Annotated in this window: 11 protein-coding genes; 4 read left to right on the forward strand and 7 right to left on the reverse strand. The window is 72.8% G+C overall.

What is annotated here, in order from left to right:
* Positions 1–200 precede the first annotated feature (200 nt).
* Both ACFVWU_RS02030 and ACFVWU_RS02035 read right to left on the reverse strand, forming a co-directional pair.
* Positions 201–860: a response regulator gene (locus ACFVWU_RS02030; RefSeq protein ID WP_387614174.1), complete on the reverse strand. Its 660-nt coding sequence runs from the start codon at positions 858–860 to the stop codon at positions 201–203.
* Positions 857–2,200, reverse strand: coding sequence for a histidine kinase (locus tag ACFVWU_RS02035; RefSeq protein ID WP_387614176.1), 1,344 nt, complete (start codon positions 2,198–2,200; stop codon positions 857–859). Before ACFVWU_RS02035 ends, ACFVWU_RS02030 begins: the two co-directional genes overlap by 4 nt.
* A 200-nt stretch (positions 2,201–2,400) precedes the next feature.
* Here ACFVWU_RS02035 and ACFVWU_RS02040 point away from each other — a divergent pair, with 200 nt between their 5' ends.
* The 4 genes from ACFVWU_RS02040 to ACFVWU_RS02055 all read left to right on the forward strand — a co-directional run bounded on the left by ACFVWU_RS02040 (position 2,401) and on the right by ACFVWU_RS02055 (position 6,108).
* On the forward strand, positions 2,401–3,300 hold the full coding sequence (locus tag ACFVWU_RS02040; protein WP_387614179.1) for a class I SAM-dependent methyltransferase: 900 nt from the start codon (positions 2,401–2,403) through the stop codon (positions 3,298–3,300).
* Between the two features lie 127 nt (positions 3,301–3,427).
* Positions 3,428–4,441 carry an aldo/keto reductase gene (locus ACFVWU_RS02045; protein WP_387614181.1) on the forward strand — a complete coding sequence of 338 codons (1,014 nt, stop codon included), beginning with the start codon at positions 3,428–3,430 and terminating at the stop codon, positions 4,439–4,441.
* Positions 4,442–4,495: 54 nt separating this feature from the next.
* The gene (locus tag ACFVWU_RS02050; protein WP_387614184.1) at positions 4,496–5,083 is read left to right on the forward strand and encodes a TetR/AcrR family transcriptional regulator; all 588 of its coding nucleotides are present in this window, start codon (positions 4,496–4,498) and stop codon (positions 5,081–5,083) included.
* A 107-nt stretch (positions 5,084–5,190) separates the two neighbouring features.
* On the forward strand, positions 5,191–6,108 hold the full coding sequence (locus ACFVWU_RS02055) for an ADP-ribosylglycohydrolase family protein (protein WP_387614187.1): 918 nt from the start codon (positions 5,191–5,193) through the stop codon (positions 6,106–6,108).
* An 81-nt stretch (positions 6,109–6,189) separates the two neighbouring features.
* On the opposite strand, the gene ACFVWU_RS02060 is transcribed toward ACFVWU_RS02055, so the two are convergent.
* From ACFVWU_RS02060 to ACFVWU_RS02080, 5 genes are all read right to left on the reverse strand, one after another.
* The gene (locus ACFVWU_RS02060; RefSeq protein WP_380609509.1) at positions 6,190–6,456 is read right to left on the reverse strand and encodes a GlsB/YeaQ/YmgE family stress response membrane protein; all 267 of its coding nucleotides are present in this window, start codon (positions 6,454–6,456) and stop codon (positions 6,190–6,192) included.
* Between the two features lie 196 nt (positions 6,457–6,652).
* Complete coding sequence (locus ACFVWU_RS02065; RefSeq protein WP_387614189.1) at positions 6,653–8,221, reverse strand: NCS1 family nucleobase:cation symporter-1; 1,569 nt, start codon at positions 8,219–8,221, stop codon at positions 6,653–6,655.
* A gap of 27 nt (positions 8,222–8,248) precedes the next feature.
* Entirely contained in the window at positions 8,249–9,262 is a 1,014-nt protein-coding gene (locus tag ACFVWU_RS02070) for a TIGR03842 family LLM class F420-dependent oxidoreductase (RefSeq protein WP_387614192.1), read from the reverse strand.
* A 77-nt stretch (positions 9,263–9,339) separates the two neighbouring features.
* The gene (hydA, locus tag ACFVWU_RS02075) at positions 9,340–10,770 is read right to left on the reverse strand and encodes a dihydropyrimidinase (protein ID WP_387614194.1); all 1,431 of its coding nucleotides are present in this window, start codon (positions 10,768–10,770) and stop codon (positions 9,340–9,342) included.
* Positions 10,771–10,781: 11 nt separating this feature from the next.
* Entirely contained in the window at positions 10,782–11,624 is an 843-nt protein-coding gene (locus ACFVWU_RS02080) for a nitrilase-related carbon-nitrogen hydrolase (protein WP_387614196.1), read from the reverse strand.
* Positions 11,625–11,684 lie beyond the last annotated feature (60 nt).

Here is an 11,684-nt window from a genome sequence, read left to right on the forward strand (position 1 = left end):
CGCCCGGGTTCGGCAGCGCAAACCGCCAAGGCACGGCATTTCCAGGCCGGATGGGTGACAGCGGCTCAGCAGGCGGTACGAACCGGGGGCACGCGGCGGCTCAGTGAAGCCCGCCGCGACGCCCGGCCTGACGTCCGGGGAACATCCGTGTGAACACCGTCCGGCGCTGCGCCCCGCCCCGCCCTCGCGCGCGCCCGTCGTCAGGCACCGTCCCCGACCACCCCCGCATCCCGTGCGAGCAGCGCGGCCTGGACCCGGTTGCCCACGCCGAGCGCGGTCAGGATCCGACTGACGTGCGCCTTGACGGTGCTCTCCCGCATCCCCAGCACGCCCGCGATCTCCGCGTTGGACAGCCCGTCGGCGAGTTCGCGCAGCACGTCGGTCTCACGCGGGGTGAGCCCGGCGACCCGGCTGCGGGCGGCGACCGACCGGGGCGCGCCGACCCGGTGGTACCGGTCGATCAGCCGTCGCGCGGCCGCCGGGTGCAGCATCCCCTGGCCCCCGGCGACCACGTGGACAGCCCGGGCGATCTCGGCGGGCGGGGTGTCCTTGAGCAGGAAGCCGTCGGCCCCGGCCGCGAGCGCCTGGTACACGTACTCGTCCAGGTCGAAGGTGGTGAGCGCGATCACCCGCGGGCCGTCGGGCAGTTCGCGCAGCCGCCGGGTGGCGGCGATACCGTCGAGCCGGGGCATCCGGATGTCCATCAGCGCGACGTCGATCCGGTGGCCGCGGGCGAGCTCGACGGCCTGCAGCCCGTCGGCGGCCTCGGCGACCACGGTCAGGGCCGGGTCCTGGGCGAGGAGGTCGACCAGACCGAGGCGCACCAGCGCGTCGTCGTCGACCACCATCGTGCGGATCATGAGGCGTCCTTGGGCTGCGGGATCGTTGGCTCCGGGGTCGGTAGCTGTGGGACCGATGGTCCCGGGGCCAGCGGCTCCGCGGTCGGTGGCTCTGCGGTCGGTGACTGCGAGGTCGGACCACCGCCGGGGGCGGGGAACGGCTGCGGCGGGCGGTCCGGCGCGGGCAACCGGGCCGAGAGACGGAAGCCGCCGGTGCCGTCCGGGCCCGCGTCGAGGTGACCTCCCAGTGCGCCGACCCGTTCACCGAGTCCGACCAGGCCGTATCCGCCGCCGGTGCCCGCCCCGTTCGGCGACGCCCCGCCCGGACCGTTGCGGACGTCGACGGTGGTCGCGGGCCCGCCGTAACCGACCCGGACGGTGACGGGCGCGGCGTGTGCGTACTTGCGGGCGTTGGTCAGCGCTTCCTGGACGACCCGGTGGACGGCCAGCCGGTGGGTGGTCGGTACGGCCTCCGGGTCGCCGGAGACGGCGAGTTCGATCTGCTGCCCGGCCTGGATCGCCTCGCCGACCAACTCGGTGAGGTCGCGCAGGGCGGGCGCCGGGACACGGGTCGTCCCGGTCGACTCGGGCCGCTCGTCCTCGGCGGCGGGCCACTCCGGCGGGTCGGCGCGCAGGGCGCCGAGGACGTCGCGCAGGTCGTCGAGCGAGCGGGCGGCGGTGGTGCGCAGCAGTTCGAGGCGGTGGGTGAGCCGGTCCGGGTCGGTGGCGGCGGTCCCGGCGCGGGCCTGGTCGCGCAGCACCCCGGCGTGCAGCACCAGCAGACTGAGGCGGTGGGCCAGCACGTCGTGCATCTCCCGGGCGATCCGGGCACGTTCGGCGGATCTGGCCTGCTCGGCACGCAACTCCCGCTCGCGGCGCAGCGTTTCGACCTGCTCGTGCAGGGTGCGGATCAGCACCCGGCGGCCGTGCAGCCACAGCCCGACGGACAGGACGGCGGCCTGGACGAGGAGTTGGGAGCCGGTGGTGCCCGCCCAGCCGACCAGCGAGTCGGCGCCGGTCGCATTGAGCACCGCAATCGCCGCGCCGCCGGCCACTGCCGGTCCGATCCGGCCGAGGGAGGCGAGGTGGTAGACGCTGAACAGGGCCGGGAAGGCCCGGTTGAACAGGCCGCCGGTGAGCACCGGCAGGACGGCGGAGGCCACCGGGCAGCGGCGGGCGAACAGCAGGGACAGCGCGGCGAGCGCGGCCATGACCGTCCGGGGAAGGCGCAGCGGGCCGTCGGTGTTCAGCCACTGGACGAGGCCCTCCTCCACGGTGAGGGCGAGGACGCCGAGCAGCAGCAGTGTGTCGATCCAGGGCCGGCGATCCAGGCCGAACCAGCCGAGCAGGCCCGTGCGCATCAGCCCCCTCCCCTCCCGCCCCGTCCGACCGTCTGTCCGTCTGCCTGCCTGTCCGTCCGTCCATTCGCTCGCTCGATGCTAGGGCGGGCGGCGACGCGACGCTCCCGTCTCCCGGGTAGCCGCACCCTCGACTTTGGTCGGGGGATGATGCCGCTCTCCAGCCGATTCCGGGCCCGCGCGGTCCCCCTAGCGTCGACGGCATGACGAACGGACAGCTCCGCCACCGCCCCGACTCCCTTCCGCCGCGGACCAGTTCGCACGGCGCACTCGGTTCGCCGCCCGGCGGGGACCACCTGCTGTTCCTCGCCGAGGCGCTGCGCACCTTCCACGACACCGGCGCGCTGGCACCGAGCGGCGCGAAGCTGGTGAACGCGCTGGTGGTGCCGGCGACCAGCCGTCCGAACCGGCCGATCTCGGTGCTGGAGGTGGGCGCCGGGACGGGGGTGGTGACCCGGCGGCTGGCCCAGGTGCTGCGCCCGGGCGACCGGCTGCACGTGGTCGAAGCGAACCCGCGGTTCGCCGAGCGGCTGCGGGAGGACCCGGTCCTGGCGGCGCGCCGACCGGGGGTGGGGCTGCGACTCTCGGCCTGCCGGGTGGAGGAGCTGCCGGAGGCGGGGGGCGAGGTCGCGGGGGCCGAGGTCGCGGGGGCCGCCCCGGGCCCCGAGGAGCGGTACGACGTGATCGTGTCCGGCCTGCCGTTCACGAACTTCGAGCCGACCCAGGTCCGGGACCTCCTCGACCTCTACCTACGGCTGCTGGCGCCCGGCGGAGAGCTGACCTACTTCGGCTACCTCGGCACCACGACGGCACGCGCGCTCGCTTCCGGGCCCCGCCGGAGCGCCCGCCACCGGGTGGTGGTGCGGCTGCTGCGACGCTTCGAGGCGACGTACGGGCTGGGCGAGCGCACGGTATGGCGCAACCTGCCGCCCGCCCGGGCCTACCTGCTGCGCTCGCCGGGCGGACGGGAGGACTGGGCGCCGGCCGCGGCCGCGGACCCGGTCCCGACCCCGACCCCGGTCCCGACCCCGGTCCCGACCTCGCCCGCCTCCGTCGCCGCCCCTGCCCTTGCCCTCACGCCGGAGCCCGATCCGAACAGATGACAATCGACAGATTTCAGATAACAGACGACAGCGAACAGATTTTGAAATCTGTTCGCCGTCATGCCATAGTGAGACTCGGGTCACACGACCCGCGCCACCCGGCGCCACACCCGTCCCTGGAGTACTCATGGCCTCGACCACCCGCCCCGCACAGCGCGCGCTCGGCACCTCCGGGCCCGTCACCTCCGCCCTCGGCCTCGGCTGCATGGGCATGTCCGACCTCTACGGCCCGGCCGACGAGGCCGAGGGCATCGCCACCATCCACGCCGCCCTGGACGCCGGAATCACCCTCCTCGACACCGGCGACTTCTACGGCATGGGCCACAACGAGCTGCTGATCCACGAGGCGCTGCGCGGCCGCGACCGCGAGAGCGTGCAGATCAGCGTGAAGTTCGGCGCCCAGCGCGACCCGAACGGCCAGTGGCTCGGCTACGACGCGAGCCCGGCGGCCACCAAGACCGCGCTCGCCTACACCCTGCGCCGCCTTCGCACCGACCACATCGACATCTACCGCCCGGCCCGCCTCGACCCCAAGGTGCCCATCGAGGAGACCGTCGGCGCCATCGCCGACCTGGTGAAGGCCGGTTACGTCCGCCACATCGGCCTGTCCGAGGTGGGCGCCGACACCCTGCGCCGCGCCTCCGCCGTCCACCCGATCAGCGACCTGCAGATCGAGTACTCGCTGCTCTCCCGCTCGATCGAGGCCGCCGTACTGCCCGCCGCCCGTGAACTCGGCATCGGCATCACCGCGTACGGCGTGCTCTCCCGCGGCCTGCTCAGCGGCCACTGGAACCAGGACCGCCCGCTGGCCGACACCGATTTCCGCGGCCAAAGCCCGCGCTTCCAGGGCGACAACCTGACCCACAACCTCACGCTCGTCGAGGCGCTGCGCCAGATCGCCACCGCCAAGGGCGCGAGCGTCGCCCAGGTCGCCATCGCCTGGGCCGCCTCGCGCGGCGAGGACATCGTCCCGCTGGTCGGCGCCCGTCGCCGGGAGCGCCTGACCGAGGCCCTCGGCGCACTGGACGTCACGCTGACCACAGAGGACCTCGCCGCCATCGAGGCGGCCGTCCCCGCCGGTGCCGCCGCCGGCGACCGGTACGCTGCCGCGCAGATGGCGAACCTGGACAGCGAGCGCTGACCAGCGGAAACCTCCGCACCACCTGACCGCACGACCCTAAGGACGGCCCTCCCCGTGACCACGGACACCGCACTCACCGCCGAGCAGATCCTGATCGCGGCGGAGGAGGTCCTGCGTCGGTTCGGCCCGGCCAAGGCCACCGTCGTGGACGTCGCCCGCGAACTCGGCGTCAGCCACAGCAGCGTCTACCGCCACTTCCCCAGCAAGGCCGCCCTGCGCGAGGCGGTCACCCAGCGCTGGCTCGACCAGGCGCACCACGAGCTGGAGACCATCTCGATCGACGCCGGCGGAGCGGCCGAGCGCCTCAAGCGCTGGCTGAGCACGCTGTTCGCGGCCAAGCGCAAGAAGGCGCTGGACGATCCGGAGCTGTTCGCCACCTACATGGTGCTGGTCGACGAGAACAGCGGCACCGTGGCGGCGCACATCGACACCCTGGTCAAGCAGATCGCGCAGATCGTCCAGGACGGCATTGACGGCAAGGAGTTCAAGCTCGCCCACGTCCTCACCACCTCCCGCGCGGTCTTCGACGCCACCGCCCCCTTCCACGACCCGGCCTACGCGCCCACCTGGTCCGAGCCGATCGCGGACGAGCGCTTCGAGGCCGTCTGGAAGCTCGTTCTCGGCGGCCTGAAGGCGAAGTGACGCACATCGTCAGATCCAGGCGCCGGCGCCCGGAGTGAAATCCGGTCGCCGGCGCCTCGGCCGTCGGGCAGACTGCCGCACACAGTTGATCTCACTCGGAGGATGACATGCGTGCGGCCGGCCCGGTCCTGGACAGTCTGCGGGGGCTCGCCCTCGGCGACGCCTTCGGCGACCGCTGGTTCTCGGTCCCGGCCGACGAGACCTCCGCCGCCCTGGCCGCCCGGCTGGCCCGCCCGGCGCCCTGGCACTGGACCGACGACACCGCGATGGCCCTCGTGCTGGTCCGCCACCTGACTACCCGCGGCGAGGTCCGACAGGACGCGCTGGCCCAGGAGTTCGCGGCGGAGTACACCCGCGAGTACGCACGCAAGTACGGTCCCTCGATGCACCGGGTGCTGCGCGGGATCGGCTCCGGCGGGGACTGGCGCGCCATCACCTCGGGCCAGTTCGAGGGTCAGGGCTCGTACGGGAACGGCGCCGCGATGCGGGTCGCCCCGCTGGGCGCCTGGTTCGCCGACGACCTGGACGAGACGGTCCGGCAGGCCGAACTCCAGGCGCTCACCACGCACTTCCACCCCGAGGCGGTCGCCGGGGCGGTGGCGGTCGCGCTCGCCGCGGCGCTCGCCGTCCGCAGCCGGGGGCAAACCCCGCCCGGCCGGGCCGAGTTGCTGAGCGAGGTGGCCGGGCGACTGCCGGACAGCGAGGTCCGCTCCGGTCTGCGGATCGCCGCCCGGATGCCGGGGCACACCAGTGTCCGGCACGCCGCCGCCGTACTCGGCTCGGGGCTGATGATCTCCGCCCCGGACACCGTCCCGTTCGCCCTCTGGTCCGCCGCCGGGCACCTGGACTCGCTGCCCGAGGCGATCTGGCACACCCTGGAGGGCGCCGGCGACATGGACACCACCTGCGCCATCGCCGCCGGGGTGGTCGCCGCCCGCACCGGACTCGCGGACGTCCCGCCCGCCTGGCTCGCGGCCCGCGAGGCGCTGCCGGACTGGGTAACCGAGGTGTCGACCGGGCCCTGAGCCGAACGGCGCCGCGCGGCGACACGTGCGGGCCGGCCCCTCCCCCGGGGCCGGCCCGTCAGATCGGTGACACCTCGACGGTCAGCGCCGCGAGTTGCCGAACAGCAGTCGGTAGGCGATCAGCAGCACCAGCGCGCCGCCGATCGCCGACACCCAGGTCGGCCCGTCGAAGAAGCGCGCCGTGATCGACCTGTGCAGGAAGTGCGACGCGATCCAGCCGCCGACGAAGGAGCCGGCGATGCCGATCAGGGTCGTCACGATCAGGCCGCCCGGGTCCCTCCCGGGCAGCAGCAGCTTGGCCAGGGCGCCTGCCACCAGGCCCAGCACGATCCACGCGATGACGCTCATCCGTCCATCCTCCCGTCCGCGGCGCGACGGCCCCGTCCGCCCGCCCTGCCCCGAAGGACGCCGCCTCCCGCGGGCCCGGTTCCGCCGTCCGGGCGGGGCGCGCGCGAGCCGCCCGTCCCGAGCCGACCGGTCCGCGCGTAGCGCCCTTCCGGTGCGCCGTCCACCTCCGAACCACGGCCGCCATCCCGGTCGCCGATCACCCGCCAGCCGCGTGGCGCCCCGCGCCCGCGCGCCGCCACCCGCCGGACACCGCGCTGAGCCCCAGGTACAGCACCGACGCCGCCGCGAAGCCCACCGCCCAGCCGTAGTCGGCGAGCGGCTTGAGGAAGGGGACCACCCCGTCCACCGGGAACGGACCCTGTTTGACCCCGTGCCCGTCGACGGCCGAGTACGAGCCACCGACCGCCAGCAGGCCGCCGACCAGCAGTGCGGCGACCGCCCGCCAGTTCCACCCGGCGGCGTACCAGTACGCGCCGAACGGCCGGTAGAGCTCGACGAGTTGGAGGCGGGTGCGGCGCACCACCCAGTAGTCCGCGATCAGCACCCCGGCGACCGTCCCGAGCAGGCCACCGACCACGCCCAGCCAGACGTAGATGTAGACGTGCGGGTCGGCGGTCAGCTTCCAGGGGAAGATCGCGATCCCGACCACACCGGTGATCAGCGCCCCGGTGCGGAAGTTGACGAACCTGGGCAACAGGTTGGCCAGGTCGTAGGCCGGGGAGACGACGTTGGCGGCGATGTTCACCGACAGCGTCGCGACCAGGACGGTCAGCAGCGCGAACAGGACGGCGACCGGGTTCTCCATCTTCGCGGCCAGCTTGATCGGGTCCCACACCGGTTCACCGTAGACCGCCTCGGAGCCCGAGGTGACCAGCACCGACAGCAGCGCGAAGAGCGTCATCGTCGTCGGCAGGCCGAGCGCCTGGCCGCGGATCTGGGCCCGCTGGCTGCCGCCGAAGCGGGTGAAGTCGGGGATGTTCAGCGACAGGGTCGACCAGAAACCGATCATCCCCATCAGCGACGGGAAGAAGACCTTCCAGAACCCGCCGTTCCAGCCGAGTCGGGAGGGCTGGGAGAGCAGGGGCCCCAGACCGCCCGCCTTGACGGAGATCCACACCAGCAGGGCGAGCGCGCCGACGATGACGAACGGCGCCGCCCAGTTCTCGAAGCGCCGCAGCGTCTCCATCCCGCGGGCGATGATGGCCATCTCGATCAGCCAGAACAGCAGGAAGGAGAGCCACTGCGTCCACGGGTACCCGCCGAACTCCGACGCCGTGCCCCAGGATTCGCCGAACAGCTTGCCCGCCAGCAGGAAGATGCCCTCGCCCCCGATCCAGGTCTGGATGCCGAACCAGGCGCAGGCCACCGCCGCCCGGATCAGCGCGGGCAGGTTGGCGCCGCGCAGCCCGAAGGAGGCCCGGGCGAACACCGGGAAGGGAATGCCGTACTTGGTGCCGGCGTGCCCGGTGAGCAGCATGGGGACGAGCACGATCAGGTTGGCGAGCGCGATGGTCAGCACTGCCTGTTTCCAGTCCATGCCGATCGCGACCAGGCCCGAAGCCAGCGTCCAGGACGGGATGTTGTGGGCCATGCCGACCCAGAGCGCCAGGAAGTTGTACGTGGTCCAGGTGCGCCGCCGCACCGGGACCGGCCGCAGGTCGTCGCTGGTGAAGCCGTTGGGGGGCAACACCCGGTCGGCCGGGTCGAGTTCGACCCGACCGTCGGGGTGCTGCCGCTGTCCGCCGCCGGTCGCGGTGTCGGCCATGGGCAACTCCCGTCTTGCGCGAAGGGATCAGAGGTGGGGGATGACGTCCGTTCCGTAGGCGTCGATGGTGGACTCGACCGCGTCGTGCATGGCGTAGACGGCGAACTGGTCGACGCCGAGCGAGCGGAGGTCCGCCAGCCGGGCACGCTGGGCCTCCACCGGCCCGATGAGGCAGAAGCGGTCGACGATCTCGTCCGGGACGAAGGCCGTGTCGGGGTTCCCGGCCCGGCCGTGGTGGCTGTAGTCGTAGCCCTGGCGGCCCTTGATGTAGTCGGTGAGTGCTTCGGGCACCAGGTCGGAGTGCTCGCCGTAGTGGCTGACCAGGTCGGCGACGTGGTTGCCGACCATTCCGCCGAACCAACGGCACTGCTCCCGGGCGTGGGCCAGCGCGGCGGGCGAGTCGTCGGCGGTGACGTACGCGGGGGCGGCGACGCAGATGGTGAGCGAGGACGGGTCCCGGCCGGCCTCGGCGGCCGCGGCCCGGACCGCCTTGACCATGTACTCGGTGAGGTACGGGTCGGCCAGCTGCAGGATGAATCCGTCGGCCTGACGTCCGGTCAGTGCGAGCGCCTTCGGGCCGTACGCGGCCATCCAGATCGGCAGCGTCGCGCCGGGTCCCACCCACGGCAGGTGCATCTCGGTGCCGTCCACCTCGGTGGTGCGCCCCTCGGCCAACTCCTTGATGGCGTGCATGGCGTGGGAGAGCCGGTCGAGGGTGGCGGGTCGGCGTCCGGCGACCCGCATGGCGGAGTCGCCGCGGCCGATGCCGCAGACGGTGCGGTTGCCGTACATGTCGTTGAGCGTGGCGAACAGGGAGGCGGTGACCTCCCAGGTGCGGGTGGAGGGGTTGGTGACCATCGGGCCGACGGTCAACCGCTCGGTCTCGGCGAGGATGCGACTGTAGATGACGAACGGCTCCTGCCACAGCACACAGGAGTCGAAGGTCCAACCGTGGCTGAACCCGGCCCGTTCGGCGCGGATCATCCGGTCGATGAGCAGGCGGGCGGGCGGGTCGGTCTGCAGGACGAGGCCGATGTCCATGGGTGGCTCCGGGAGGGGTGGGAGGGCGGCCCGGGGCCGGCGTGCGCCGCACGGCCCCGGGCGGGCGAGGGAGGGGTTCAGGTCAGGTACTGGCAGGTGTCGCGGCGCAGGAAGGCGCCGTGCCCGGCCCGTCCGAGCCAGCTGCCGTCGTCCAGCACGACGGTGCCGCGGGAGAGCACCGTCCGTGCCCGGCCGGTGAGTCGGCGGCCCTCGTAGGCCGAGTAGTCCACGTTCATGTGGTGGGTGGCGGCGGAGACGGTCTGCACCGCGGTGGGGTCGTAGACGACCAGGTCGGCGTCGGCGCCCGGCGCGATGGTGCCCTTGCGCGGGTGCAGTCCGAACATCCGGGCCGGGGTGGTGCAGGCGATCTCGACCCAGCGCCGCCGGCTGATGTGCCCGTCCACCACCGCCTGGTGGAGCAGGTCCATCCGGTTCTCCACGCCGGGAAGGCCGTTGGGGATCTTCGAGAAGTCGCCGCGGCCGAGTTCCTTCTGCCCGACGTAGCAGAACGGGCAGTGGTCGGTGGAGACCACCTGGAGGTCGTTGGTGCGCAGCCCGCGCCAGAGCGCCTCCTGGTGCTCGCGGGGCCGAAGCGGCGTGCTGCACACGTACTTGGCGCCCTCGAAGCCGTCCGTTCCCTCCTCGGCGAGGTCGTCGGTGGAGAGGAAGAGGTACTGCGGGCAGGTCTCGCCGAAGACGTTGAGCCCGGCATCGCGGGCCTGGGCGAGCTCGGCGAGGGCGGAGGCGGCGGAGACGTGCACCACGTAGAGCGGACTGCCGGCCACCTGGGCGAGCTTGATGGCCCGGTGGGTGGCCTCGGCCTCCAGCAGTTCGCGCCGGACCTCGCCGTGGTAGCGCGGGGCGGTGTGCCCGGCGGCGAGGGCCTGTTCGACCAGGACGTCGATGGCGATGCCGTTCTCGGCGTGCATCATGGTCAACCCGCCGTTGGCGGCGCCGCGTTGCATGGCGCGCAGGATGCGGCCGTCGTCGCTGTAGAAGACGCCGGGATAGGCCATGAACAGCTTGAAGGAGGTGGACTCGCCGGAGTCGACGAGCGTGTCCATCTCCTTCAGGACGGCGTCGTTGACGTCGGAGACGATGGTGTGGAAGGCGTAGTCGATCGCGCAGTTGCCCTCGGCCTTGGCGTGCCAGGTGTCCAGGCCCTCGCGCAGCGAGCCGCCGACGGGCTGGACGGCGAAGTCGACGATGGTGGTGGTGCCGCCCCAGGCGGCGGCGCGGGTGCCGGTCTCGAAGGTGTCGGAGGCCGCGGTGCCGCCGAAGGGCAGCTCCATGTGGGTGTGGGCGTCGACGCCGCCCGGGATCACGTAGTGGCCGGTGGCGTCGATGACGGTGTCGGCGGTCCAGGCCTCGGCGGCGGCGCTGCCTGTGGCGGCCAGCGCGGCGATGCGTTCGCCCTCGATCAGGACGTCGGCGTGGAGTTCGTCGGTGGCGGTGATGACGAGGCCGCCGCGGACGACGGTGCGCTGCTGCGGGTCGCGGGTGGTCATCGCGGTGCTCCTCAGGCCTCGGCGATCGGTCCGTAGGCGTCGGGCCGGCGGTCGCGGTAGAACGCCCACTGCTGGCGGACCTGTTCGATCAGGTCGAGGTCGAGGTCACGGACGACGAGTTCCTCCTCCTTGTCGGAGGCGACGTCGCCGACGAACTGGCCGCGCGGGTCCACGAAGTAGGAGGTGCCGTAGAAGTCGTTGTCGCCGTACTCCTCGGTGCCGACCCGGTTGATGGCGGCGACGAAGTACTCGTTGGCGACGGCGGCGGCGGGCTGTTCGAGCTGCCACAGGTAGGCGGACAGGCCGCGGCTGGTGGCGGAGGGGTTGTAGACGATCTGCGCGCCGGCCAGGCCCAGGGCGCGCCAGCCCTCGGGGAAGTGGCGGTCGTAGCAGATGTAGACACCGACCTTGCCGACGGCGGTGTCGAAGACGGGCCAGCCGAGGTTGCCGGGCTTGAAGTAGTACTTCTCCCAGAAGCCCTTGACCTGCGGGATGTGGTGCTTGCGGTACTTGCCGAGGTAGCTGCCGTCCGCGTCGATCACGGCGGCGGTGTTGTAGTAGACGCCGGTCTGCTCCTCCTCGTAGACCGGTACGACCATGACCAGGCCGAGTTCGCGGGCGAGTTCCCGCATCCGGCGCACGGTCGGACCGTCCGGGACGGCCTCGGCCCAGCGGTAGTGCTCGGGCTCCTGGACCTGACAGAAGTACGGGGAGTTGAAGACCTCCTGGAAGCCGATGATCTGCGCGCCCTGGGCGGCGGCCTCCCGGGCGTACCGCTCGTGGAGCGCGATCATGCTCTCCTGGTCGCCGGTCCAGCGGGTCTGGACGAGCGCGGCACGGACGATCTGCGACATGGGTACCTCCGCAACTCCGCGGTCCGGCCGTGCGGTCGGGCCCGCGGTCTGAGGGTTGAC

Origin of the sequence: Kitasatospora sp. NPDC058190 (assembly GCF_042883685.1) — a bacterium.
Taxonomy (GTDB): Bacteria; Actinomycetota; Actinomycetes; order Streptomycetales; family Streptomycetaceae; genus Kitasatospora.